The 23,238-nt window shown below is 63.7% G+C and carries 26 protein-coding genes; 18 read left to right on the top strand and 8 right to left on the bottom strand.

The window, feature by feature from the left end; genetic code table 11:
* Positions 1-50: 50 nt before the first annotated feature.
* Complete coding sequence (locus IVB29_RS13095; protein ID WP_247503790.1) at positions 51-575, top strand: DNA starvation/stationary phase protection protein; 525 nt, start codon at positions 51-53, stop codon at positions 573-575.
* A gap of 110 nt (positions 576-685) precedes the next feature.
* Here IVB29_RS13095 and IVB29_RS13090 read toward each other — a convergent pair whose 3' ends face one another.
* Positions 686-1,207, bottom strand: a complete 522-nt coding sequence (locus tag IVB29_RS13090) for a hypothetical protein (protein WP_247503789.1) — start codon at positions 1,205-1,207, stop codon at positions 686-688.
* Between the two features lie 123 nt (positions 1,208-1,330).
* Positions 1,331-2,521 carry a glutamine-hydrolyzing carbamoyl-phosphate synthase small subunit gene (gene carA / locus IVB29_RS13085; RefSeq protein ID WP_247503788.1) on the bottom strand — a complete coding sequence of 397 codons (1,191 nt, stop codon included), beginning with the start codon at positions 2,519-2,521 and terminating at the stop codon, positions 1,331-1,333.
* A gap of 146 nt (positions 2,522-2,667) precedes the next feature.
* On the opposite strand from carA, the gene IVB29_RS13080 reads away from it, so the two are divergent.
* From IVB29_RS13080 to IVB29_RS13050, 7 genes are all read left to right on the top strand, one after another.
* Positions 2,668-3,396, top strand: a complete 729-nt coding sequence (locus tag IVB29_RS13080) for an alpha/beta hydrolase (RefSeq protein ID WP_247503787.1) — start codon at positions 2,668-2,670, stop codon at positions 3,394-3,396.
* A gap of 33 nt (positions 3,397-3,429) precedes the next feature.
* A complete protein-coding gene (locus IVB29_RS13075) occupies positions 3,430-3,885 on the top strand; it encodes a GatB/YqeY domain-containing protein (RefSeq protein ID WP_247503786.1) in 456 nt (151 codons plus the stop codon).
* An 88-nt stretch (positions 3,886-3,973) separates the two neighbouring features.
* A complete protein-coding gene (locus tag IVB29_RS13070) occupies positions 3,974-5,110 on the top strand; it encodes an epoxide hydrolase family protein (protein ID WP_247503785.1) in 1,137 nt (378 codons plus the stop codon).
* A 115-nt stretch (positions 5,111-5,225) separates the two neighbouring features.
* Positions 5,226-6,836, top strand: a complete 1,611-nt coding sequence (locus tag IVB29_RS13065; protein WP_247503784.1) for an acyl-CoA synthetase — start codon at positions 5,226-5,228, stop codon at positions 6,834-6,836.
* Between the two features lie 9 nt (positions 6,837-6,845).
* Positions 6,846-7,313 (top strand): MarR family winged helix-turn-helix transcriptional regulator, encoded by a 468-nt coding sequence (locus IVB29_RS13060; protein ID WP_247503783.1) that lies wholly within the window; start codon positions 6,846-6,848, stop codon positions 7,311-7,313.
* 111 nt (positions 7,314-7,424) lie between these two features.
* On the top strand, positions 7,425-7,778 hold the full coding sequence (locus IVB29_RS13055) for a nuclear transport factor 2 family protein (protein ID WP_247503781.1): 354 nt from the start codon (positions 7,425-7,427) through the stop codon (positions 7,776-7,778).
* Between the two features lie 2 nt (positions 7,779-7,780).
* Entirely contained in the window at positions 7,781-8,224 is a 444-nt protein-coding gene (locus IVB29_RS13050) for a hypothetical protein (protein ID WP_247503780.1), read from the top strand.
* On the opposite strand, the gene IVB29_RS13045 is transcribed toward IVB29_RS13050, so the two are convergent.
* Positions 8,225-10,453, bottom strand: a complete 2,229-nt coding sequence (locus IVB29_RS13045) for an ATP-binding protein (RefSeq protein ID WP_247503779.1) — start codon at positions 10,451-10,453, stop codon at positions 8,225-8,227. It lies immediately after the preceding gene.
* A gap of 292 nt (positions 10,454-10,745) precedes the next feature.
* Here IVB29_RS13045 and IVB29_RS13040 point away from each other — a divergent pair, with 292 nt between their 5' ends.
* Together IVB29_RS13040 and IVB29_RS13035 are read left to right on the top strand one after the other, a co-directional pair.
* Positions 10,746-11,519: a DUF2189 domain-containing protein gene (locus tag IVB29_RS13040; RefSeq protein WP_247503778.1), complete on the top strand. Its 774-nt coding sequence runs from the start codon at positions 10,746-10,748 to the stop codon at positions 11,517-11,519.
* Positions 11,520-11,889: 370 nt separating this feature from the next.
* A complete protein-coding gene (locus IVB29_RS13035) occupies positions 11,890-12,069 on the top strand; it encodes a hypothetical protein (RefSeq protein ID WP_247503777.1) in 180 nt (59 codons plus the stop codon).
* 18 nt (positions 12,070-12,087) lie between these two features.
* Here the strand turns inward: IVB29_RS13035 and IVB29_RS13030 are convergent, their stop codons facing one another.
* The 3 genes from IVB29_RS13030 to IVB29_RS13020 are packed head-to-tail and all read right to left on the bottom strand — an operon-like array spanning position 12,088 to position 13,374.
* Entirely contained in the window at positions 12,088-12,600 is a 513-nt protein-coding gene (locus IVB29_RS13030; RefSeq protein ID WP_247503776.1) for an SRPBCC family protein, read from the bottom strand.
* Complete coding sequence (locus IVB29_RS13025) at positions 12,597-13,067, bottom strand: SRPBCC family protein (RefSeq protein WP_247503775.1); 471 nt, start codon at positions 13,065-13,067, stop codon at positions 12,597-12,599. The genes IVB29_RS13030 and IVB29_RS13025 overlap by 4 nt, the downstream gene beginning before the upstream one ends.
* Complete coding sequence (locus IVB29_RS13020) at positions 13,060-13,374, bottom strand: helix-turn-helix domain-containing protein (RefSeq protein WP_247504304.1); 315 nt, start codon at positions 13,372-13,374, stop codon at positions 13,060-13,062. The genes IVB29_RS13025 and IVB29_RS13020 overlap by 8 nt, the downstream gene beginning before the upstream one ends.
* 116 nt (positions 13,375-13,490) lie before the next feature.
* Here IVB29_RS13020 and IVB29_RS13015 point away from each other — a divergent pair, with 116 nt between their 5' ends.
* From IVB29_RS13015 to IVB29_RS13000, 4 genes are all read left to right on the top strand, one after another.
* Complete coding sequence (locus IVB29_RS13015) at positions 13,491-14,936, top strand: hypothetical protein (RefSeq protein ID WP_247503774.1); 1,446 nt, start codon at positions 13,491-13,493, stop codon at positions 14,934-14,936.
* 2 nt (positions 14,937-14,938) lie between these two features.
* Positions 14,939-15,481, top strand: coding sequence for a hypothetical protein (locus IVB29_RS13010; RefSeq protein WP_247503773.1), 543 nt, complete (start codon positions 14,939-14,941; stop codon positions 15,479-15,481).
* Positions 15,482-15,531: 50 nt separating this feature from the next.
* Entirely contained in the window at positions 15,532-16,149 is a 618-nt protein-coding gene (locus IVB29_RS13005; protein ID WP_247504303.1) for a LysE family translocator, read from the top strand.
* A gap of 79 nt (positions 16,150-16,228) precedes the next feature.
* Positions 16,229-17,212 (top strand): DUF3592 domain-containing protein, encoded by a 984-nt coding sequence (locus IVB29_RS13000; RefSeq protein WP_247503772.1) that lies wholly within the window; start codon positions 16,229-16,231, stop codon positions 17,210-17,212.
* On the opposite strand, the gene IVB29_RS12995 is transcribed toward IVB29_RS13000, so the two are convergent.
* The gene (locus tag IVB29_RS12995; protein WP_247503771.1) at positions 17,209-18,015 is read right to left on the bottom strand and encodes an N-formylglutamate amidohydrolase; all 807 of its coding nucleotides are present in this window, start codon (positions 18,013-18,015) and stop codon (positions 17,209-17,211) included. The genes IVB29_RS13000 and IVB29_RS12995 overlap by 4 nt on opposite strands.
* Positions 18,016-18,107: 92 nt before the next feature.
* On the opposite strand from IVB29_RS12995, the gene IVB29_RS12990 reads away from it, so the two are divergent.
* The 3 genes from IVB29_RS12990 (at position 18,108) to IVB29_RS12980 (ending at position 20,334) form a co-directional block, all read left to right on the top strand.
* Positions 18,108-19,019 (top strand): transglutaminase family protein, encoded by a 912-nt coding sequence (locus IVB29_RS12990; RefSeq protein ID WP_247503769.1) that lies wholly within the window; start codon positions 18,108-18,110, stop codon positions 19,017-19,019.
* Positions 19,020-19,841: a transglutaminase family protein gene (locus IVB29_RS12985; RefSeq protein WP_247503768.1), complete on the top strand. Its 822-nt coding sequence runs from the start codon at positions 19,020-19,022 to the stop codon at positions 19,839-19,841. It begins immediately after the preceding gene.
* Positions 19,842-19,935: 94 nt separating this feature from the next.
* Positions 19,936-20,334, top strand: a complete 399-nt coding sequence (locus IVB29_RS12980) for a gamma-glutamylcyclotransferase family protein (protein WP_247503767.1) — start codon at positions 19,936-19,938, stop codon at positions 20,332-20,334.
* 52 nt (positions 20,335-20,386) lie between these two features.
* Here IVB29_RS12980 and IVB29_RS12975 read toward each other — a convergent pair whose 3' ends face one another.
* Positions 20,387-20,950, bottom strand: coding sequence for a chlorite dismutase family protein (locus tag IVB29_RS12975; protein WP_247503766.1), 564 nt, complete (start codon positions 20,948-20,950; stop codon positions 20,387-20,389).
* 161 nt (positions 20,951-21,111) lie between these two features.
* Between IVB29_RS12975 and dnaG the strand changes: the two genes are divergently transcribed.
* Complete coding sequence (gene dnaG / locus IVB29_RS12970; protein ID WP_247504302.1) at positions 21,112-23,127, top strand: DNA primase; 2,016 nt, start codon at positions 21,112-21,114, stop codon at positions 23,125-23,127.
* Positions 23,128-23,238: the final 111 nt, after the last annotated feature.

Below are 23,238 nucleotides of genomic sequence, written 5' to 3'. Positions count from 1 at the left end.
GGGTGCGACGGCGCGCCGTCAATGTCCGCGTCCTAACAGGAAGGTCTCCCGTGAGCAAAACCAACAATAAGGTCTCGCCCGATCTCGACACCCCCACCGATCTGCAGCCAGATGGGGTCAAGAAGGTCTCCGAGGCGCTCAACGTGCTTCTGGCCGATGCATTTGCGCTGTATCTGAAGACCAAGAATTTCCACTGGCACATCAGCGGCCGGCATTTCCGCGACTACCACCTGCTGCTCGACGAGCAGTCGGACCAGATCTTCGCCACCACCGACCAGCTCGCCGAGCGCGTCCGCAAGATCGGCGGCACGACGCTGAAGTCGATCGGCCAGGTCGCAAAGCTCCAGACCATCAAGGACAACAACGAGGATTACGTCCCGCCGCGCGAGATGCTGCGCGAGCTGATGCAGGACAACAAGCACGTCACGGCCGCGATGCGCAAAGCGCACGAGGTCTGCGACAAGGCCGGCGACGTCGCCAGCGCCAGTATCCTGGAAAACTTCATCGATGAGACCGAGCGCCGGACGTGGTTCCTGTTCGAAGCCACCCGCCAGGAAGGCGGCAACGAGGCGTAGGCTATCGCGTAGGGTGGGTTAGCGTAGCGTAACCCACCTCTTCTGCTTCCGCGGAGATAGACAGTGGTGGTTACGCTTCGCTAACCCACCCTACGACGTTCGTGTCTTGGCTACCGCCACAGCCGCATCAACGCACCGCTTTTGCCGGTCACGGGATCGGACGGCGGCAGCGCGACCTTTGGAATCGTCTTCAGCGCCTTCGCGTGGTTCTCCGGCGTGGCGCGGGTGACCTCCATCTTCGCGCCGGGCGGATAGGCGCCGATCACGCAGAAATCGGCGCTGGCCATGATGCATTGGTGTCCGGTGCCGGCCGGGAGAATCGCGACGTCGCCGGCTTTGATCTCCAGCTCCTGGCCGTGATCGCCGCCGAAGCGGACGCGCGCACCGCCACGCGCAACGCCGAGCACCTCATGCACCGTCGCGTGATAATGCAGATAGTCATAGACGCCGTTCCGCCACGTGCCGCCCCAGCTATTCTCCTCGAACAGATTTTCGATGGTTTCCTCGGGGCGCTTCGGATCGAGCTGCATCGCGCCCTGGTAGACCAGGAAAGGGAGGATGTTATTGGGCACAAGCCCGTCATCCTCAAACACGATGGCGAGCGGCTCGGCATTGTCGCGGACGACAGACATGGTGGGCTCCTGCGTGAGCGTAGCAGGGTTCAAGGAAGGGCGTCAGGCAGCGTTCCTTTGACGAATAAGCCCGAGACCAGGCCCGGGCTTTTGTCATGACAGCAGTGGCAAGAGCGGTAGCCCTTACGCCCTCTTCTTCTGCCGCATCAAATCGGCAAAGCGCTGGAACAGATAGTGCGAGTCGCGCGGGCCCGGCGAGGCCTCGGGATGATACTGCACCGAGAACACCGGCTTGCCGTCGAGCCGAATGCCGCAATTGGAGCCGTCGAACAGCGAGATGTGGGTCTGCGTTGCGCCCTTCGGCAGCGTGTTCTCGTCCACCGCAAAGCCGTGGTTCATCGAGGTGATCTCGACCTTGCCGGTGGTCTCGTCCTTGACGGGATGATTGGCGCCGTGATGGCCCTGATGCATCTTCTTGGTCTTGGCGCCGACAGCGAGGCCGAGCATCTGGTGGCCCAGACAAATCCCGAAGGTCGGCGTGCCCGACTTGATGACGTCCTGGATCACAGGCACCGCGTATTTGCCGGTCGCGGCCGGATCGCCGGGGCCGTTCGACAGGAACACGCCGTCGGGCTTCATCGCCAGAATGTCTTCGGATGAGGTCGTCGCCGGCACCACCGTCACCTTGCAGCCGACGCCGGCGAGCAGGCGCAAAATGTTGCGCTTGATGCCGTAGTCGATGGCGACGACGTTGAATTCAGGATTCTCCTGCCGGCCGAAACCCTTTTCCCAGAGCCAGGGCGTCTCGTCCCAGGTGAAGCGCTGGCCGGAGGTGACCATCGGCACGAGGTCCATGCCCTCGAGGCCCGGCCATTCGCGTGCCTCTTCCTTGAGGCCATGCAGATCGAACTCGCCGGTCTTGGAATGCACGATCACCGCATTGGGCATGCCCTTGCTGCGGATCAGCGCGGTCAGTGCGCGGGTATCGATGCCGGACAGGCCGATGATGCCGCGGGCCTTCAGCCAGGCGTCGAGATGCTTGGTGGCGCGGTAGTTCGAGGGATCGGTGATCGCGGTGCGCAGGATCACGCCGCGTGCGCCGGGTGTCGCGGCCATGTTCACCGTCTCGATGTCTTCCTCGTTGGTACCGACATTGCCGATATGCGGGAAGGTGAAGGTGATGAGCTGGCCGGCATAGGAGGGATCGGTGAGGATCTCTTCATAGCCGGTCATCGCGGTGTTGAAGCAGACCTCACCGACGGCGTGGCCTTCGGCGCCGAGACCAAAGCCTTCGAGCACCGTGCCATCGGCGAGCACGAGGAGCGCGGTCGGTTTATGGTCCGGCCAGGCGGTATCGTTTTCGGATTGTGTCATAAGCCCGGTTCATAGTCCCCGCGGGCGCTGCCGTCAAAGCGGAGAAGCGCGGATTCACATGCGTTTTTGCATATTTGACAGGTCGCCTCGGGCACTTCAGCTTGGCGGCACAATTTCCGGCAATTTCCTGGACTTGCGAGGCAATAATGGACCAGACCACCCCGATTCTGCTGGTTCCGGGGCTGGCCTCCTCGGCCCGGATCTATGCCCCTGTCATCCCGGCGCTGTGGCGGTTCGGCCCGGTCATGGTCGCCAACCATATCCGCGATGACAGTATGGCGGCGATCGCCCGGCGGGTGCTGAGCGAGGCGCCGCCGCGGTTGGCGCTCGCCGGCCATTCCATGGGCGGCTACATCGCGCTCGAGATCATGCGTCAGGCGCCCAAGCGGGTTTTGAAGCTCGCGCTGATCAACACCCAGGCCCGGCCCGATACGCCGGAGGCGACCGCGCGCCGCCGCGGCCTGATGGAACGGGCGAAACGCGGCGAGCTTTGCGTAGCGCGCGAGGAGATGTTTCCCGAGCTGGTGCATCCCTCGCGCCGCGATGACGCGTCGATCCGCCAACTCGTGCATGAGCAGGGCGAGGACGTCGGTGTCGAAGGCTATCTTCGGCAGCAGACCGCGATCATCGCGCGAGTGGATTCGCGGCCGACGCTGGCCACGATCAAATGCCCGACGCTGGTGCTGACCGGCGATCAGGACAACACGATTCCCAATGCGTTCTCCAAGGAAATGGCGGAGGGCATCGCCGGCGCGAAGCTGGTGATTCTGGAGCGTTGTGGACATTTGCCGCAGCCGGAGCAGCCTGAGGCGACAGTGCGGGCACTGGTCGAATGGCTGGCAACCCCGGTTGTCTCAGGGCCGCGAACGGCCTAGATCAGGCGTCGGATATTCGAAGGGATTGCGATCATGTTGCGCGACGACATCAACAATGCGGTCAAGGAGGCCATGAAGGCCAAGGAGGAGCGCAAGCTCTCCACGCTGCGTATGGTCAACTCGACCATCAAGAACGCCGACATCGAGGCGCGCGGCAGTGGCAAGCCGCCGCTGAGCGATGCCGATCTGCTCGGCGTGTTTCAGAAGATGATCAAGCAGCGTCAGGAATCGGTCGAGCTCTACGACAAGGGCGGCCGCGCCGAGCTCGCAGCGCAGGAGCGTGAGGAGATCGCGATCATCTCGGCCTATCTGCCGAAGCAGATGGCGGACGACGAGGTCAAGAAGGCGATCGCAGACGCCGTCGCCGAGACCGGCGCCGCCGGCATGAAGGACATGGGCAAGGTGATCGCGGTGTTGCGCGCGAAGTACGCGGGACAGATGGATTTCGGCAAGGCCAGCGGTTTGGTGAAAGCGGCGCTGTCGGGCTAGCTTCTTACCCTCCAAGGGAGGGTGGCACCTTTGTTGCTGCTGCAATCCGGTCTACTCTCTCCCAGCAAAAACAATCGGGAGGCAACCGATGACCGCGATCAAACCGTTTCGCATCGCCATCAGCGACGACATCCTCACCGACCTCAAATCGCGGCTGGCGCGCACGCGCTGGCCGGAGGCGGAGCTGGTCGACGACTGGAGCCAGGGCGCGCCGCTGAAATGGATCCGGGAGGTCTGCGCCTACTGGGCTGATGGCTACGACTGGCGCGCCCGTGAGGCCAAGCTCAATCGCTTCGAGCAGTTCACCACCGAGATCGACGGGCTCGACATTCACTTCATCCATGCGCGCTCGAAAGAGCCAAACGCGCTGCCGCTGATCATCACGCATGGCTGGCCCGGCTCGATCGTGGAATTCCAGAAGGTGATCGCGCCACTGGTCGATCCCGCCGCGCATGGCGGCGATCCCGCGGATGCGTTTCACGTGATCTGTCCCTCGCTGCCGGGCTTCGGCTTCTCCGCCAAGCCAAAGACCACCGGTTGGGGCGTCGACCGCATCGCCGCGACCTGGGCGAAGCTGATGGACCGGCTTGGCTACGCGCGTTACGGCGCGCAAGGCGGCGACTGGGGCTCGGCGGTGACGACATCGCTCGGCGGGCAAGATCCGCAGCATTGCGCTGGCATCCACATCACGCTCGCCTTCAATTCGGCGCCGAAGGTCGAGGGCGAGCCGACGGCCGAGGAGAAGCGCGCACTCGCCGGCCTCAAGCATTATGTCGATCTCGACTCCGGCTACTCAAAACAGCAATCGACACGGCCGCAGACGCTCGGCTACGGCCTGACGGATTCGCCGAGCGGGCAGGCGGCGTGGATTTTGGAAAAGTTCTGGGCCTGGACCGATTGCAACGGCCATCCCGAGAATATCTTCACCAGGGACGAGTTGCTCGACAACGTCATGCTCTATTGGGCGACGGAGACAGCGACCTCGTCGGCGCGGCTCTATTGGGAAAGCTTTGGCAAGCGCCGGACCACGCCTAAGGTCACCGTGCCGGCCGGAGTCGCGGTGTTCCCCAAGGAGATCATCACGCCGGTGCGGCGCTGGATGGAGCCGAATTTTTCCCGCATCACGCATTGGAGCGAGATGGAGAAGGGCGGCCATTTCGCCGCATTCGAGCAGCCGGAGCTGTTCGTGCGGGATGTCCGCAAGTTCTTCGCGACGGTGCGGTAAGCTGCACTCTCCGTCATGCCGGGCTTGTCCCGGACATCCACGCCCTTAAACTCAGGGCCAAACAAGAACGTGGATAGCCGGGACAGCCCGGCCATGACGCTGCTGGGAAACGACCATGCTGACCGAAGCCGCAACCTACGACGAGCTCACTCGCAACTTCCGCTGGGACGTTCCGGCGCGCTTCAACATGGCGGAGGCGTGCTGCGACCGCCATGCCGACGGGACCGGCCGCCTCGCCCTGGTCTATGTCGACGAGAACGGCGCCACCACGCGCACCTCCTTCGACGAGGTCGCCGAGGCGTCGCGCCGCTTCGCCAATGTGCTGAAGGCGGATGGACTCGGCCGCGGCGACCGTGTCGCGGTGTTTTTGTCGCAGTCGCTGGAATTGCCGATCGTGCATATGGCGGCGTTCCGCTCGGCGATGATCTCGATCCCGCTGTTCGCGCTGTTCGGCGAGGACGCGCTGGAATTCCGTCTGTCGAATTCGCAGGCCAAGGCGATCGTCACCGACGAAGGCGGCTGGGAGAAGCTCGCAAAAATTCGCGACAGGCTGCCGGACTTGAAGAACGTCTATGTCGTCGGCGAGCGCGTGCCATCAGGCGCGAAATCATTCTGGGATGCGGTGAAGGCTGCATCGCCCGATTTCACCCGCGTTGATACCTCCGTCGATGATCCCGCGCTGATCATCTACACGTCGGGTACGACAGGCAATCCAAAAGGCGCCCTGCATGCGCACCGCGTCGTGCTCGGGCATCTGCCCAATGTCGAGATGTGCCACAACTTCCTGCCGCGCCCCGGCGATCTCATGTGGACGCCGGCGGACTGGGCGTGGATCGGCGGGCTCGTCAACGGCCTGTTCGCGTTCTGGTATCACGGCATTCCCCTGGTCGGCCACCGTGCGCGAAAATTCGAGCCGCAGGCGGCGATGCAGATGATGGCCGATCTCGGCGTGCGCAACGTCTTCCTGCCGCCGACCGCGCTGAAGCTGATGCGGCAGGCCGGCGCAAAACATTCCGGCGTCGAGCTCCGCAGCATCTTTACCGGCGGCGAATCCCTCGGCGGCGAACTCCTGGGCTGGGTGCGCGAAACTTTCGGCATCGACGCGCATGAGGTGTTCGGCCAGACCGAATGCAATCTCGTGATTGGCAGCAACTCCAACCTGTTTCCGATCCGCCCAGGTTCGATGGGCAAGGCGACGCCCGGCTTCGACGTCCGGATCGTCAACGACAAGGGCGAGGAGCAACCGCGCGGACAGCGCGGCATCATCGGTGTGCGCCAGCCGTGTCCGTGCACGATGATCGAGTACTGGCGCAATCCAGACGCGACGGCCAAAAAATATGCCGGCGAATTCCTGCTCACCGGTGATCTCGGCGTGCAGGATGAGGACGGTTATTTCTGGTATGTCAGCCGCGAGGACGACGTCATCACCACTGCCGGCTATCGCGTCGGCCCGTCCGAGATCGAGCATACGCTGATGAAGCATCCGTCGGTCGCGATGGCGGCGGTGGTCGGCATTCCCGACCCGATCCGCACGGAATCGATCAAGGCGTGGATCGTGTTGCGCCCCGGTTTTTCACCAGGCGATGGGCTTGCCCGCGAGATCCAGGAATTCGTGAAGGTGCAGCTCGCCGCGCACGAATATCCGCGCTTCGTGGAGTTCGCCGAGACGTTGCCGATGACCGCCACGGGCAAGGTGTTGCGGCGCGAGCTCCGGGCGAGAGGTTAGCATCCGACAATGCCAAAGACCTCTCAAGCCGCGGGGCTCCACCGCGCCTCGCTCGACAAGCTGCACGATCTCGATGCAGCGCTGGAGCTGATGTATTACGGCTGGCGCGGGATGACGCTGGAGGCCGACGATTATCTTGCGAGGCAAGGCCTGTCGCGTCCGCACCACCGCATCCTCTACGTGGTGGCGCGCCGGCCCGATATCGCGATCGGAGCGCTGATCGAAATCCTCGGCATTTCCAAGCAGGCCCTGAACCGGCCGCTCGGCCTGCTGCTGGAGCGCAAGCTCCTGACATCGAAGCGTTCGCCCGAGCAGCATCGCTCCAAACTGTTGCGCCTGACGGTTGCGGGGCAGCGCATCGAGCAAAAGGCATCGGACCACGAGCGCAAAGTCATGCGCGCGGCGTTTGATCGCGCCGGAGCGTCAGGCGCGGCGGCGTGGATGGCCGTCATGGGGGCGATCGCCGACAGCAACTGACGGCATCTCAAGTCAACATAGTTGACATGAAGCGCGAGCTTTGCCACTTTCCTGGCAACGAGCCAGGGAGGGCCGCGTCATGTGCGGGCAGAAGCCGTGAGCGTAGAGAAGATGAATCGCGCAGCTGCCGAACACTTTGTCGCGGCATGGTGCGCGAGCTGGTGCCGGGTCGATATCGACGCTGTGGTCGCGCATTTTGCCGACAATGCGCAGATGCGCAGCCCTCTGGCACTGACACTGACCGGTTCACCTGTTGTCACCGGCGCCGAGAACATCCGCGCCTATTGGCGGAAAGCCTATGGCCACATCGAAAGCGCCGATCTGCAGATCCTGAGCTGGAGCTGGGACGAGGTGATCGCGCGCCTGACGGTGTGGTGGCAACTCGGCGACACCCGCGCCAGCGAGTTCATGGATTTCGACGATGCGGGCCGCGTAGCGCGCAGCGAAGCCTTTTACGGAAAATGACCATGCACCTTTCGGATTTCGTCCTGCTTCTCAATGCGCTCTGGTTCGGCGGCGCCTTCATCCAGTTCAGCGTTGCGCAAGCCAATACGCTGAAGATACTTTTGCCGCGGGAAGAGCGCGGCAATCCGATCGCGCCGACGCTTGCGGCCAGCGTGGCGTTCCTGGGCGGGATGAATCTTCCGATTGGGCTGTTGTCGTTCTATCTTCTGGCCGCGCGTCCGCTGTTCTTCCAGCCGGTTGAGGCGCAGCTTGCGTTGTTCCTGTTCTTTGCCGCCTGCCATTTCAGCCAGTTTATCTACAACGTTCCGGTCTTGATGCGCGGCGGACGCGTCGGTGTTGCCTATTGGCCCGTGTTGAAAGGTCCGATGCTCAGGATCTTCGTCATCGACGCGGCCCTGTTCGCGGCTAATCTCGGGGTCGCGCTCCTGCTCGTGTCGCGTCCTTGATTAGCGTGTTGTTGCCGACAGCGCGGACCGCAGCATCGCGGCAAGATCCTGCCGCTTGAACGGTTTGGTCAGGATACGGGCATCGACCCCATCGGGCGTCTTGACGGGATCTTGGGTGTAGCCGGAGGTGAAGAGCACCTTGAGCCCGGGCCGAAAGCCGGTTGCCTGCCGCGCAAGCTCCGGCCCGAACATGCCGCCGGGCATCACGACGTCAGTGAGCAGCAGGTCGATGTTCCCGGGCTGGCGCAGCAATTCCAGCGCCGCAGGTCCATTCGACCGCGTGATGACGTTGTAGCCGAGCGCCTTCAGCTCGTTCTCGATATAGGCGCGCACCATGTCGTCGTCTTCGACGACGAGAATAGTCTCGCTGCCATTGGGTGTGGTGATCCGCTCCGCTGGTACCTGATCCTCGATCGGTGGCGTTGCAAGGCGGGGAAAGAACAGCCTGACGACGCTGCCCTGTCCCGGTTGGGACTGCATCTGCACCAGCCCGCCGGACTGCCGAACAAACCCGTAGACCATGCTCAGCCCGAGCCCGGTCCCCTGGCCGACCTCCTTGGTGGTGAAGAACGGCTCGAACGCCCGGCTCGCCACCTCGGCGGTCATGCCGCTGCCGGTGTCGGTCACGGCGACCATGACATAGTCGCCGGGCCGCGGCTCGCCATTGACGTCCAGGTCGGATTCGCCGAGCGAGGTGTTGCGCGCCTCGACGGTCAACTTGCCGCCATCGGGCATGACGTCGCGCGCGTTGAGCACGAGATTGAGCAGCGCCGTAGCCAGCTGGCCGGGATCGACACTGGTCAACCACAGATCCGGTTCGAGCACGAAGGCGGACTCGATGTGCTCGCCCAGGGACCGACGCAGCAACGGCTCCATGTCGTGAATCTTCCCGGCGATGTCGATGTCGCGCGGCCGCAGCGGCTGCTTGCGCGCGAAGGCGAGCAGGCTCCGCGTCAGGTCGGAGCCGCGCTCGGCTGCAATCGCGATATCACCGGCGATCCGGTGCAATTCCCGGTTTCCCGCCAGCCTGTCGGCAAGATGTTCCGAATTGCCGAGAATGACGGTCAGGAGATTGTTGAAATCATGCGCCACGCCGCCGGTGAGCTGGCCCATGGCCTCCATCTTCTGGGATTGGCTGAGCTTCTGGTCGAGGTCGGCGATGGCGGCGCGTTGTTGCTGGAGTGACTCGGCGGTGTCGTTGAGCAACCTCATCAACCCGCCGAGCTCGCCGCCCGGATGGGGCGGCGGAATTCGCGCGCTGAGGTCGCCGAGCCCGAGCTTCTTCGCCATTGCGGCGAGCCGTCCGACCTGGCGCCCCACACTTACAGTCGCAAGAATCCAGACACCCGCCAGCAGCAGCAGCGAGGCCACCGCGAGGATCGCCATGTCCTCGTAAAGCCGGCGGTTCGCCGCCGCGACCAGTCCGTCCTTGGACCGTCCGACCAGGATGTAGAGGCCGGCATCACGGGTCGAGGGCGAGTGGGCGGCGACAGCCCAGACATGCGTGCGGCCGTCGCGATCGGTCACCTCCTGAAACGCCTTCCGATCTGGAGCTGCAGCGAAGCGCAGGAGTTCGGACCCTGCGATCGACGTGCCGACCGGCTCGGTCCAGCCTCCGCCGGAGGGGGCGACCAGAACCGTTCCCTTGCTGTCGATGAGCAGGATCTCCTTCTCGGCAAGCAGCCGCTTGTCGTGAAACTCCGCGAATTTGGGCAAGTTGAACGACGCAAGCAAAATCAGCTTCAGCGCGCCCGTCTCCGATCGCACCGGATAGGCGATCTGGAGCACGGATAGCCCAGTCAGACGGCCGAACACCGGCTCGATCACGACGCCGCGCGAGACCAGGGCCTGCTTGAAATAGGCGCGGTCCCGGAGATCGAGGGTGCGGTTGGTCCGCAGCGAATCGCAGAACAGGCTGCCGTCCGGATCGATGGTCAATATCCCGGTGAACTGCGGGTATTCCTCGCGGACATCAGATAGAAACGCCGAGCACGCCGCCTTGTCGCGCGTGTCGAGGTCGCGTGCACGGGACAGACCATAGTGAAGCTGGGCGGTGCCCTGGATCTTTTCGTCGAGATCGCTTGCAATGTCGTCGGCCGTCGCCGCCAGATTGGCCAGCGCTGCGTTGATCTCGCTGCTGCGGTTTTGCACGAAACGCAGGCCGACGAGGCTCGCCGGCACCAGCATGGCCGCGATGACAAGTATCAGTAGCCGGGTACGCAAGCTCATCGGTCGGGTGGTCCGCTGTGGTCGCTGCGTGTGCTGGTTCGAAGGTACAATTTGCGGCACCTGCCTCCGCTCAGTCCATAGGCATCGTGCCGAAAAGCTCCCGATGGGGAAAGATTCTGAGGTGGCACGCATCGCGGACGAGCCCCGAAAGGGGGCGCTGGCGAAGCTCGGGGCCGGGCGTCCTGCGATACCGTCATCGGGTGATCAACTTGCGCGTGCACGCGGCAGCACCGGGCGCTAATATCGAGGCCGCGTGCGGCGAAGATCGTGCCGGCAGATCAGGAGGAAGCTGATGTCCATCTCGGGCAAGGTCGATCCGGTGGTGCGTCCGGTGGCGGCGACTGACATCGCCGAGGCGCTGGTCGAGGGCCTGCGCGATTTCCAGGCGCTGCCGCTCTACGGGCTCGCCTTCGGCGCGCTCTATGCGGCCGGCGGCATCGCCATCATGCTCTGCCTCACCGCCTTCGGCATGCTCTATCTGGTCTATCCGCTGGCCGCGGGCTTCGCGCTGATCGGCCCGTTCGTGGCGATCGGTCTTTACGAGGTCAGCCGCCGCCGCGAGCGCGGCGAGCCGGTTTCCTCTAGCGCGATCTGGTCGGCGATACGCTCGCGCAGCGAGATCGGCTGGATGGCGTTTGTCACGCTGTTCGTGTTCGTGATCTGGATGTACCAGGTGCGGCTCTCGATCGCGCTGCTGCTCGGCCTGCATGCCTCGTTCTCGAGCCTCCAGGAATTCATGACAGTGGTGCTGACGACTAATGAGGGTCTGCTGTTCCTCGCCATCGGCAACGCGGTCGGCGCGGCGCTGTCGCTGATTCTGTTTTCGCTGACCGTGGTGTCGTTTCCGCTGCTGCTCGACCGCGATGTCGATTTCGTCACCGCCATGGTGACGAGCGTGCGCGCGGTGGTGACCAGCCCGCTGCCGATGATCGGCTGGGCGACCGTCATCGTGATGCTGCTGATCGTTTCGGCGCTGCCTTACTTTCTCGGGCTGGTCGTGACGCTGCCGGTGCTCGGGCACGCGACGTGGCATCTGTATCGGCGGCTGGTGGTGCCGGTGGCGTAAGAGGGGAGCCGGACGCAACGGCTACGAAGCGGTCGAACACAAGGCTTCGACGGTCTTATTCGATCGAAAGCGATTTCGCGCTTCAAAAGCATGGTGCGGGCGAGAAAACGGTAGCTAATTGCAGTGATTGCGCGCACGGTCCGCCAATGTCGGAAAGAGCGGTCGTCTCTGCGCACACGGTGGCACGCGCGACCCGAAACTGCTCATTCCTCGCGCCCGCGGAGCCGAATCATCACGACGTCGCAACGGCGATCGTTGCGCATGTTGCCCGTTCCGGCGGTTGAGTCGGATGCGGCAAACTCGTGCTGCGGATGCTTGAAAGATTCCAGCGCGGTTCGATATGAGATCGAACGCCAACCGAAAGCAGCTAATGCAAGCTCTCTCCCCACGGCACGTCAAGACAGACGAAGCGCTCCGGCTCGGCGTGGAGTCAGGCTGGTACGCGATCAAGGTCAGCGGGACCTTTGTCTCGGGCCCGCACGACTCAGAAGGGGATTGCCGTCGCAAGATCGACGAGATTCATCCGCCGCTGGTGAAGAAGAAGCGATGAGGGCGCAGATTGCGGCCACTACGGCACCTTGATCCCCATCGCCTTTAACGCCGCCAGCATCTGCGCGGGCGGTGCCATCTTGATCTGTGGCGCCGTGCCCGTTTCCAGCAAACTCTTCAGCCCCGACAGGATCGCGGGCCAGCCGGTGCGGCCGCCGGAGAGGATGTCGTCGCTGAGATCGCGGTCGTGGCGTTCGCTCATGGTGAGGCGAACGGCTTCGCCGGCGGGCTCGATCTCGTAGGTGACGAGCGTGGTGCCGAGCTTTGCGACGAGGTCGGGCCAGTTGACGTTCCAACTCACCGTCAGCTTCTTCGCCGGATCGTATTCGAACACCTCGCCGGAGATGTGCTCCGAATCGTCGGGCGCGCGCACGATGAAGCTGCCGCCAAGCTTCGGCTGCATCTCCACCGCGAAGCCGGAGAAATATTTGCGGCTGAACTCGGCCGAGGTCAGCGCCTCCCACACCTTCTCAGGCGTCGAGGCGATGTAGATGGTGTAGACCGTGAGTGGCTTGAACTGATCGAGGTTCATTTTGCGTCGAATCCCTTGTTGAGGGCCGCGCGCGGGATGCCGAGCAGCTTGCCGGTCTCGAGCAGGCTCTTGAGCTGGGACAGGATCGCCGGCCAGCCATTGGAGACGGCGCCGAGATATTTGCCGCCCTCGACGAAGCCGTCGTGCAGCACGGTCAAACGCACGAGCGAGCCGAATGGTTCAATGGTGAAGACGACGCGTGAGATCGGCTCGCCGCGCAGCTCTTCGAACTTCTGGTGCTTGAAGCTGTAGGACAGGCGTCGCGGCGCATCGGCCTCCAAAATCTCGCCGGAATCAGTGACCTCGCCGTCCAGCGTGAGCGCGAAGGGAGAGCCGACCTTCCAGTCCGACTGGACCTCGGCGCCAAACCAATATTGCCTGGTGAATGCGCTCGACGTCAGCGCCTCCCACAGCTTCTCCGGAGTGGTCTCGATATAGCTCACATAGACGAATTGCGGCTTACTCATCGCGCTTCTCCAACTGACGTTTCAACTCGCTGAGTGCGACCAGCTTGCCGCGCTCGAATTTTTTGATCCAGCGTTCGCCGATTTGATGGATCGGCACCGGGTTGAGGTAATGCAGCTTCTCGCGGCCATGCCGGATCGTCGTGACCAGATTGGCCTCTTCGAGAATGACAAGGTGTTTTGTGACGGCCTGGCGCGTCATCGCAAGGCCGTCGCAGAGCTCGTTCAGCGTCTGGCCGTTGTTGGCGTGAAGCCTGTCCAGCAGCGAGCGCCGTGACGCGTCGGCGAGCGCTTTGAAGACCTCATCCATGGCAGGCATATTAGGCAACCAAATGGTTGCATGTCAAGATGGTGTCTTGGGCGGGCGCATTCGGTCGTGATAGCGTTGAAGCTCAGCCAACGTAGATTGGTTCCGGGAGGACTTCGATGTTCCGTTGCGTCTTGACTGCTGCCGGCCTCGTCCTTTTCGCCAGCAGCACCTTCGTTCACGCACAGAAGCAGACCATCGGCGCGCCGCCCGAGGCTTCCAACATGAAGCTGGTCGGCACCAACGACCTTCAGGCCCGCAGCGCCTATCAGCCGACCATCCACCACCAGGGCGATCGCTGGATCGCCTATATCGGCCATCACGGCGGCACCGACGACGTGCCCGTTCCCGTCAATCCGATGACGGGAAAAGAGGAGCCGAACGGCACCTCGATCGTCGACGTCACCGATCCCGCGCATCCCAAATATCTGCGGCATCTGCCGGGGCAGGAAGGCAAGTATGAATCCGGCGGCGCGCAGATGGTGCGGGTCTGTGACGGCAAGTCGTTGCCGAAGGGCGATCCCAATGCGGTCTACATGCTCCGCACCTTCGGCAGCGAGGCACATGAGATCTGGAATGTCGCCGATCCCGCAAATCCCGTGCTGATCACGCGCATTGCCGGCCTGAAGGACACGCACAAGAGCTGGTGGGAATGCGACACCGGCATCGCCTTCCTCGTCTCGGGCGCGCCGGACTGGCGCACGCGGCGGATGACGCAAATCTATGATTTCAGCGATCCCGCGCATCCGCAAAAGATCCGCGACTTCGGCCTGCCCGGCCAGGAGCCGGGCGCGACCGGCGCGGTGCCGACCGAGCTGCACGGGCCGATCTCGACCGGGCCGAATGGCAACCGCGTCTTTTTCGGCTACGGCACCAACAAGGGCGGCATTTTGCAGATCGTCGATCGCGACAAGCTGCTGAACGGGCCGAAGGAGCCGACGCCGGACAATCTGCGCTATCCCGAGATATCGCGCATGCCGATGTCCGCCTTCAACGGCGCGCACACGACGTTCCCGATGCTCGATATGCCCGTTGCGGAATTTGCCGAGGACAAGGACGGCAAGACGCGCGACATCGTCATGATCGTGGACGAGGCGATCTTGAACGAATGCGGCGAGGCGCGGCAGATGGTGTGGTTCGCCGACGTCACCACCGAGACGCGGCCGATGATGATCTCGAGCTACACAGTGCCGGAGGCGAGCGGGCAGTTCTGCCAGCGCGGCGGCCGTTTCGGCTCGCATTCGTCCAACGAGAGCATGGCGCCGGTCTATTACAAGAAGATGGCCTTCATTGCCTTCTTCAATGCCGGCGTCCGTGCGCTCGACATCCGAGATCCCTATCACCCCCGGGAGGTCGGCTATTTCATTCCGTCGATCACGAGCGCGACCGACAAGCGCTGCATCCCGATCGAGGGCGGCGCGCGCTGCAAGGTCGCGATCCAGACCAACAATGTCGAGACCGACGATCGCGGCTACATCTACATCGTCGACCGCGCCAATACCGGTTTGCACATCCTCGAACTGACCGGCCCCGCGCGCGCCGCCGCCGGCCTGCCGAGGAACTGACGATGCGGCGCGGGACGATGATAGCTGTGGCGGTGATCGCGCTCGGTGTGTCCGGCGTCTGGGCCTATCAGCGTGTGCCGTCGCCGGTGGAGGAGGTCGTGCATTGGCGCGAGATCGCCTGGCCGTTCCCGCGCGATGGCTGGCCTGCGGGGCGCGCGTTTCGTTGCGATGGCACCTGCGCGGGCGCCGAGCTTTACGTGCGCGCAAAACGCGGCTTCTGCAATTGCGACAGCGGTGTCGCCGATGACGATGAGGTCGATCGCGTCGCCGATATCGATCTGATCAGTCCGCGGTTTGCGGCCGTCGCGCCGGGCGAGGAGGTGAGCTTTAACGAGTTACGCGGACGGGCGAGGCGGTATGATCTCGATATGTCCGACGGTGTCGGTCACGCCGCGATCGGCGTTGCGGTCTCACGTCGCTGCGATCTCTTCGTTGCGGCGGCGCAGGGGCGCGGCGAAGCGAGCGGGATGCAACGCGCAATGTTGGCATTCCTGGAGACTCAGGAGATGAGGGGCTGGGTACTCGCTACGCTGGACGGACAGTGACTGCCATGCATTAATACCCCAAACCCGACCTCAGCCGAGTCCCTCCCATGATGTCCATGCAAGCCTATCTCGCCTTCGTCGCCGCCTGCATTGCGCTGGCGCTGCTGCCGGGGCCGATCGTCACCCTCGTCATCGCCAACGGCCTGCGTCACGGCACCCGCGCCGCGCTGACCAACATTCTCGGCGTGCAGGTGGGGCTGTTGATCGTGATTGGGATTCTTGCGGTCGGCCTCACCACGCTGATGGCGACGATGGGCTATTGGTTCAACTGGGTGCGCTTTGCGGGCGCGGCCTATCTGGTCTGGCTCGGCATCAAGCTGATCCGTTCCCCGGTCGAGGGCGTCGACGCCGACGCGCCACCACCTCCCCCTCGCGGTGGCTTTCTTTTACAGGGCTTTGTCGTGGCGTTGTCGAACCCGAAGCTGCTGGTGTTCTTCGGCGCGTTCATTCCGCAATTCATGGACATGAGCAAGGATCACCTGTCGCAGGTCCTGGTGCTCGGAATCACCTTCATGGTGCTTGCCGGCTTGACGGACGGAATCTACGCGCTGCTTGCCGGTCAGGTCCGCGGCTTTTTCTCGGCGCGCCGCACCCGCATGGTGTCGCGCGTGTCCGGCGGCTTCATGATCGGCGGCGGCATCTGGCTGGCGTTGATCCGGGCCAAATAAGTAAGCGAGCCTGCCGGTTGAACCTTCGTCCGCGGCAGTGCGTCCAAGGAGGCATTGCCGCTGACGAAGGAATTTGGCCGTGCCCGATCTGCCCTGGTTCGTCTACGCGATGCTGCTCGCACCGCTCGGACTCCTCCTGATCGCCGCAATCGTCAAGACCTGGCAGGTGCGCGAGGCGCGCAACTGGCCGCGGGCGCCGGGCAAGGTCGTCACCTCGGTTGCAGAGGTGCGCGAGGTCAGGGTCTCCGACAGCGACCGCGAGGAAGGTTATCGCCTCGAGAAACGCAATTTCGCGAACGTGACCTACGAATATGCGGTCGGCAGCCGCAAGCTGCGCTGTAACCGCATCTCGATCGGCGAGGACCTCGGCAATTTCGAGGTCGCCGAGCAGCTCGCAAAGTATCCCGCCGGCAGCATCGTCACCGTCTATTACAATCCGCGCCATCCCGATCAGGCCGTGCTGGAGCGCGACCTGCCCAAGGGCCTGTGGGGCTGCCTCGGCATCGGCACGGTGATCGTCCTCGCGATCATCTTCGGCTCGGCGTTCGGGCTCAACCAGAGTTACGCCTACCTCACCCATCACATCGCGCGGCCTGATCTCGCGGGCCTCGTCGTCGGCTTAGGCGCGTTCGGCCTCGTCATCGCGCTGATGGGGTATGCGGTGCGGCGGCAGGCGTCGATGGCGACGCGCTGGCCTGTCGTGCGGGGCACGATCAAGCTGTCGGGAACCGAGCAATATTACGAGGCCAGCGAGCCGGGCGAGCGCCGTGGCACCGAGATGTTCGGCAAGCGCGTGACCTACACCTATCGCTATCAGAACGTCAGCTACACCAATGAATGCGCGCGGGTCGCGGCCGGCACGCCCGAGGCCTCCGGCAAGATGCTGGAGAAACTGATGTCGCGCTATCGAGATGGCGCGAACGTCGAGGTGCGCGTCAATCCCGACAACCCGGCCGAGGCAACGCTCGATACAAACGGCCCCGTCCGCATCGCCTATGTGCTGTGGGGGATCGCCGCAATCTTTGCCGCGCTCGCGATATTCGTCGCGACGCGCGGCGGCTAGTCGACCAGCCTCTCCGCCCTCAACTCCACCTCGATCTCCGCAAAGACCCTCGCCAGCCGTTCGGCCCATTGCTGCTGGCCGAACTGGTCCGCGATCAAATCCTGACGGATCTCGATGCCGGTGTTGACGAGGCCGCGGGCTTCGCCGTGCACGGGAATGGTGTAGTCGGTGAGGTCGTTCACCGCATAGGGCTCGTTGTCGCCGACGACCAGATCGCCCTCGGCGCGCAAATGTTTCAGCAGCAACTTCGGCAGCACGGCGTCGCGATTGTAGAGCGCACCGATGTGCCAGGGCCGTGCGACGCCGGCATAAACCGGCGTGAAGCTGTGCAGCGACACCAGCACGGTCGGTTGCTTCGTATGGAGGCGGCGGTCGATCGCGGCATCGATGCGATGATGATAGGGCTCGAAAATCTCGCGCCGCCGCGCCAAGCGCTCGCTGTCGGAGATTGCCTCATTGCCGGGGATTGCCGTCGCCTCTGACATCACGGGGATCGAGCTCACGGCGGCCGCCGGGCGGTTGCAGTCGATCACCAGCCGCGAATAGCGCTGCGCGATCAGATGCGCATCCAGCATCTCCGCCAGCCGGTCGGCCACGCCGGCAATGCCGATGTCCCAGGCGATGTGCCGCGTTAGCTCGCTTTCCGCGACGCCGAGATCGCCGAGCGCATGCGGCAAAACCCGTCCGTAATGATCCGAGGTGAGCAGAAACGGCGATGTCGCCTGCGCATTCACCTCATGCACTGGCGGTATATCACCCTCGCCGAGGAGTTGATCGGTCGCGCGGGCTGTGTCTAAAGCCATCCTGATTGCCTATGGAAAAAGCAGTCGACCCCAAGAATTGGGCAGGAATCGCTATAGAATGATCGGCCCAAAATCACCATGATTGCCTCACGATGCCGCTGCTGACGATTCATCACAAGACCGAATATCGCTACAACCGCCCCGTGGCGTTCGGCGAACACAGGATCATGCTCCGTCCGCGTGACGGGCACGATTTGCGTGTGCTCGACAGTCAGCTCGATATCTCGCCCACACCGATGTCGCTACGCTGGATTCACGACGTGTTCGGCAATTCGGTTGCGATCGCGAGTTTCGACGAACGCGCGGAAACACTGACCTTCGACTGGCACGTCACCGTCGAGCACAATCCGGTGGACGAGTTCGCGCTGACGCCGGACGATGCCGCCTATTTCTATCCCTTCGTCTATGACGACGAGGAGTTTGCCGACCTCGTGCAATACACCACGCCGCAATATGCCGATCCCGATGGCGAGATTTCGGAATGGGCGCGCGGCTTCCTCGACGAGGATTCGCCGTCGCCGACCTTCAAGATCCTGAGCGGCATGACGCACGGCATCCGCGAGCAGTTCAAATACCGCAAGCGCCATGAGCCCGGCACGCAGCATCCGCTCGACACTTTACATTCGGGGACGGGAACTTGTCGGGACTATGCGCTGTTTATGATCGAGGCGCTGCGCCATCTCGGCTTCGCTGCACGATTTGTCTCCGGCTACATCTTCGTGCCGGAGGATATCGAGCAGCGGCATGAGGGCGGTGGTTCGACGCACGCCTGGGTGCAGGTCTATCTGCCGAGCGCAGGCTGGATCGAGTTCGATCCGACCAACGGCATCATCGGCACCCGCGACCTCATTCGTGTCGCGGTCGCCCGCGATCCGCGTCAGGCGATCCCGCTCCACGGGGTCTATATCGGCTCCGACGACGCTTTCGAGGCCATGGACGTGAACATCAGGGTGGTCTCGGACGACCAAAACAGCGACGAAGAGTTGGAGGCGGAAGTTTCATAGATGCAGATCAAGGTCGGCTTCGAGATCACCTACGCGGCAGCGCAGCCGACACCGATGGTGATCATGCTCAACATCCACCCCTCGCGACAAGCCGACATCATCGGCAAGGAGACGGTGGTCGCTGAGCCCGACGTTCCCATCCGTTTCTATCACGACAGTTTTGGCAATGTGTGCGGCCGTCTCGTTACGCCCGCCGGCGGCGTGACGCTGAGGGGCCGCGCGCTGGTGCGCGATACCGGCCTGCCCGACGAGGTGATGCCGACCGCGCAACAACTCCCGATCGAGCAGCTGCCGAACGAGCTGATGCTCTATCTGATGCCGAGCCGCTATTGCGAGACCGACAAGCTCACCGACATCGCCTGGTCGCTGTTCGGCAAGACCAAGCCCGGTTGGAAGCGCGTCGCAGCCATCACCAAGTTCGTGCACGGCCACGTCACCTTCGGCTACGAGCACGCCCATTACATGAAGTCGGCGCACGACGTCTACGAGCAGAAGACCGGCGTCTGTCGCGACTTCGCGCATCTGGCGTTGACCTTCTGCCGCTGCATGGGCATTCCCGCGCGCTACTGCACCGGCTATATGGGCGACATCGGCATTCCGCCGGACCCGGCGCCGATGGACTTTTCCGGCTGGTTTCAGGTCTGGCTGTCGGGCAAATGGTTCACCTTCGACGCCAGGCATAACATCCCCCGCAGGGGCCGCATCCTGATGGGGACGGGACGCGACGCCGCCGACGTCGCGCTCTCGACGAGCTTTGGTCGGATGGAGCTGAAAAAATTCGTGGTGGTGAGCGACGAGGTCGCAAGCGACAAGGCGGCTTAGCGAAGCAATCCAGACTATTTCCGCGGCGGCTGTCTGGATTGCCTCGTCGCAAGAGCTCCTCGCAATGACCGCGTTGAGAGTCTATAGAGCGCCCATGACCCCCGATCGTTTGTTCGTCTATGGCACCCTGATGCGCGGCTTCGACCATCCGATGGCGCGGCTGCTTGCTGGCCACGCCGACTTCGTCGGTGAAGCGACCTGTCGCGGCCGGCTCGTTCTTGTGAAGCACTATCCGGGCCTGTTGTTGTCGGATGCGGCCTCCGATATCGTGCACGGTGAGCTCTTTCACCTGCGCGTGCCCGACGAACTCTTGGGCGAGCTCGACATGTACGAGGCCTGCGGGGAAGGCTTTCCCGAGCCGACCGAATATCTGCGCCGGCTGATCGACGTCACGCTGCCTGATGGCTCCGCTGAGAAGGCCTGGACCTACATCTACAACTGGCCCGTCGCCGATCTGCCGCGTATCGAGTCCGGCCGCTTCCTGGAGCACTGACTTCACCTCGCCCCGTAAGAACGGGGCGAGGGAGCGTACCGTCATCGCGGCTCTAAGCCGACAGCACTTCCTTCACCACGCGCACGTCCACCTCGCGCTCGACGTAGGTCCATTCCTCGGTCCGCCTGAGCATTGCCACCAGCTCCTCGAACAGCGAGGCGTGCGCGGGGGCGAATTCGAACCAGGTCAGGAAGTCGAAGGGGCCGCCGAGGTCGCGGCAGTGATAGAGCTGCCGCGCGATGGCGGGCAGGAAACGAAGACTGCTCGCGATGTGGTGCGACTTGTCCTCGAAAATCCTGCGCCGCTCTTCCTGCGTCAGATCCCACCAGGCCTGTGACTTGCGGATCGGGATCAGCGCTGCGCTCGTTGCTTCCAGCCGGCCGAGCCCGGCCTGCACGGCTGTGAGCTGCTGCTTCTCAGGCCGCTCGGTGTAGCGCAAGCTGCTGGGCACGCCGACCAGCCGCCACGCATTGCGCGAGGGCACCAGCGGCAATGAGATCGCCTCGCTGTCGGTGACCGACAGCGCCGGCATGAAGGCGAGGGGCTCGCCCGTCACGGGCGACACCGAGATGATGCGCCAGCCCCCGCTCTGGCCACCCCGAAAGGTCCTGAACATGGCCCATGGAAGCGTGGAACCGGGCGGGGTTCAAGCCTGCCGTCGAATCTTTTGGCCTGTGAATAGCCGGGAGAAGCCCCACGTGCTTCGTATTTCCCAAGGCCATCCTTATATGCCTATCCGATTGGCTTAACGCCCGACTCACCCCAGAAATCAGCATGATCCGCTTCACGCCCCAATTCCTCGACGAGCTGCGTGCCCGGCTTTCGGTTTCCGAAGTCGTGGGCAAGCGCGTCAAGCTGAAGAAGGCGGGGCGGGAGTGGAAGGGGCTGTCGCCGTTCCAGCAGGAGAAGACGCCGTCCTTCTACGTCAATGACCAGAAGGGATTTTACCACGACTTCTCCTCCGGCAAGCACGGCGACATCATCACCTTCGTGATGGAGACCGACGGCCTGCCGTTCGCGGAGGCCGTGGAGCGGCTGGCCAGCATGGCCGGCCTGCCGCTGCCAGCGGTGACGCCGGATGCGGCGCGGCAGGAGCAGCGGCGCCGCTCGCTGCATGACGTGATGGATCTCGCCGCGAAGTATTTTGCGGAGACCCTGGCCTCCCGCGTCGGTGCCAAGGCGCGCGGCTATCTCGCCGACCGCGCCATCTCGCCGGCGACGCAATTGCAGTTCGGCCTCGGCTATGCCTCGCCCGATCGCTTCGCGCTGAAGGAGCATCTCGGCAAGCTCGGCGTTTCCGTCGCCGACATGGTCGAGACCGGGCTGCTCGTCGCAGGCGACGACATCCCCGTGCCCTACGACCGCTTCCGCGATCGCGTGATGTTCCCGATCGCAGACATGCGCGGCCGCGTCATCGCCTTCGGCGGGCGCGCGCTGGAGAAGGACGTTCCGGCCAAATATCTGAACTCGCCGGAGACGCCGCTCTTCCACAAGGGCGACAATCTCTACAATCACCAGACCGCGCGCAAAGCCACGTATGACGGCAGCCCCCTGATCGTGGTCGAAGGCTATGTCGACGTCATTGCGATGGTCACATCAGGCTTTGCAGGTAGCGTCGCGCCGCTCGGAACTGCGTTGACCGAAAACCAGCTTGCGCTGATCTGGAAGATGGCGGACGAGCCGATCCTCTGTTTCGACGGCGACAAGGCCGGGCAGAAAGCGGCGTATCGTGCTGCGGATCTTGCGTTGCCCTTGCTCGCGCCGGGCAAAAGCCTGCGCTTTGCACTGTTGCCGGAAGGGCAGGACCCCGACGATCTCGCGCGCTCCGGCGGTCGCGGCGCGATCGAGGAGGTGATCGCCGCGGCGCGTCCGCTCGCCGACATGATCTGGGCGCGCGAGCTCGAAGGCGGCAATTTTGCCACCCCCGAGCGCCGCGCCGCACTGGAAGCGCGCATCAAGGAATTGTCCAACGGCATCCGCGACGAGGTGGTGCGGCGTTATTATCGCCAGGATCTCGCCGAGCGGCTTCAGCGCACCTTTGCACCGGAAGGCGGACGCGGCGGCTTTGCCGGCCGGGGCAATTTCCGTCCCGGTCAGGCCGGCCGCCAGTTCCAGCCGAGGGGCGGGGGACAGCCGAATCGATTCGGTGGCCAGGGCTTTGGCAACCAGGGACGCCGTGGCCCGTCCGGTCCGGCCCCGCTGCCCTCGGGCCCTTACCAGGCGGCGAGCCCCCAGCTCGCGGCGAGCCCGATCATGCGCGGCCAGCGCAGCGCCATCTCCAGGCGCGAAGCCCTGATCCTGCAAATTCTGATCAACCACCCCTGGCTGCTGCACGACCATCTCGAGGAGGTCGCCGCCCTGGAGCTGGCCCATCCCGAGGCCCATAAGCTCCGGGCCGGCATCATCGCCGCTTTCGCCAACGACCATCACCACTCGCCGGACCCAGGCGAGCTGGCCGAGAAAATGCGATCCGACATCGAGAAGGGCGGATTTTCGCAGCTCCTTCAAAGGGTTGAGAACGGCATCACCACCGCGGCGGTGTGGGGTGCCCGCGAGGGCGCGGCGAGGGACGACGTTCTCTCCACCTGGCACCAGCTCGTTGCCTTGCATCGGCAATACCATTCACTACTTAGGGAGTTGAAGGACGCCGAGCTGGCCTTGGGGGAGGACCCCAGCGAGGCCAATTTGGCGTGGCTGCGTGACGTCAAGGCTCGGATAGGCGAAGTCGACGGCACCGAGGCCCTGATCGAGGGTTTTGGCGAGCTGTCGGGTCGGTTCCAGAAGAGCGTGTGATGAAAGAATCATGCGGACGGCCGGGCTAGGCACCGCTAAAAGACTCGCCAAATCCATGATTTGGCGGCAAAAACAGGGTTAATCGAGACTTAACGGTCTTGGAGCACTTTG

It is taken from the genome of Bradyrhizobium sp. 1 (assembly GCF_023073315.1).
GTDB lineage: Bacteria > Pseudomonadota > Alphaproteobacteria > Rhizobiales > Xanthobacteraceae > Bradyrhizobium.
Note: the sequence above shows the minus strand (reverse complement) of the source record. Positions and strands in the feature narration are given on the sequence as shown.

Excerpts from the sequence above, each read along its gene's own strand:
- IVB29_RS13090 (WP_247503789.1), bottom strand. The coding sequence starts at position 1,207 with ATGTCTGTCGTCCGCGACAATGCCGAGCCGCTCGCCATCGTGTTTGAG.
- carA (WP_247503788.1), bottom strand. The coding sequence starts at position 2,521 with ATGACACAATCCGAAAACGATACCGCCTGGCCGGACCATAAACCGACC.
- IVB29_RS13080 (WP_247503787.1), top strand. The coding sequence starts at position 2,668 with ATGGACCAGACCACCCCGATTCTGCTGGTTCCGGGGCTGGCCTCCTCG.
- IVB29_RS13075 (WP_247503786.1), top strand. The coding sequence starts at position 3,430 with ATGTTGCGCGACGACATCAACAATGCGGTCAAGGAGGCCATGAAGGCC.
- IVB29_RS13070 (WP_247503785.1), top strand. The coding sequence starts at position 3,974 with ATGACCGCGATCAAACCGTTTCGCATCGCCATCAGCGACGACATCCTC.
- IVB29_RS13065 (WP_247503784.1), top strand. The coding sequence starts at position 5,226 with ATGCTGACCGAAGCCGCAACCTACGACGAGCTCACTCGCAACTTCCGC.
- IVB29_RS13060 (WP_247503783.1), top strand. The coding sequence starts at position 6,846 with ATGCCAAAGACCTCTCAAGCCGCGGGGCTCCACCGCGCCTCGCTCGAC.
- IVB29_RS13055 (WP_247503781.1), top strand. The coding sequence starts at position 7,425 with ATGAATCGCGCAGCTGCCGAACACTTTGTCGCGGCATGGTGCGCGAGC.
- IVB29_RS13050 (WP_247503780.1), top strand. The coding sequence starts at position 7,781 with ATGCACCTTTCGGATTTCGTCCTGCTTCTCAATGCGCTCTGGTTCGGC.
- IVB29_RS13045 (WP_247503779.1), bottom strand. The coding sequence starts at position 10,453 with ATGAGCTTGCGTACCCGGCTACTGATACTTGTCATCGCGGCCATGCTG.
- IVB29_RS13040 (WP_247503778.1), top strand. The coding sequence starts at position 10,746 with ATGTCCATCTCGGGCAAGGTCGATCCGGTGGTGCGTCCGGTGGCGGCG.
- IVB29_RS13035 (WP_247503777.1), top strand. The coding sequence starts at position 11,890 with ATGCAAGCTCTCTCCCCACGGCACGTCAAGACAGACGAAGCGCTCCGG.
- IVB29_RS13030 (WP_247503776.1), bottom strand. The coding sequence starts at position 12,600 with ATGAACCTCGATCAGTTCAAGCCACTCACGGTCTACACCATCTACATC.
- IVB29_RS13025 (WP_247503775.1), bottom strand. The coding sequence starts at position 13,067 with ATGAGTAAGCCGCAATTCGTCTATGTGAGCTATATCGAGACCACTCCG.
- IVB29_RS13020 (WP_247504304.1), bottom strand. The coding sequence starts at position 13,374 with ATGGATGAGGTCTTCAAAGCGCTCGCCGACGCGTCACGGCGCTCGCTG.
- IVB29_RS13015 (WP_247503774.1), top strand. The coding sequence starts at position 13,491 with ATGTTCCGTTGCGTCTTGACTGCTGCCGGCCTCGTCCTTTTCGCCAGC.
- IVB29_RS13010 (WP_247503773.1), top strand. The coding sequence starts at position 14,939 with ATGCGGCGCGGGACGATGATAGCTGTGGCGGTGATCGCGCTCGGTGTG.
- IVB29_RS13005 (WP_247504303.1), top strand. The coding sequence starts at position 15,532 with ATGTCCATGCAAGCCTATCTCGCCTTCGTCGCCGCCTGCATTGCGCTG.
- IVB29_RS12995 (WP_247503771.1), bottom strand. The coding sequence starts at position 18,015 with ATGGCTTTAGACACAGCCCGCGCGACCGATCAACTCCTCGGCGAGGGT.
- IVB29_RS12990 (WP_247503769.1), top strand. The coding sequence starts at position 18,108 with ATGCCGCTGCTGACGATTCATCACAAGACCGAATATCGCTACAACCGC.
- IVB29_RS12985 (WP_247503768.1), top strand. The coding sequence starts at position 19,020 with ATGCAGATCAAGGTCGGCTTCGAGATCACCTACGCGGCAGCGCAGCCG.
- IVB29_RS12980 (WP_247503767.1), top strand. The coding sequence starts at position 19,936 with ATGACCCCCGATCGTTTGTTCGTCTATGGCACCCTGATGCGCGGCTTC.
- IVB29_RS12975 (WP_247503766.1), bottom strand. The coding sequence starts at position 20,950 with ATGTTCAGGACCTTTCGGGGTGGCCAGAGCGGGGGCTGGCGCATCATC.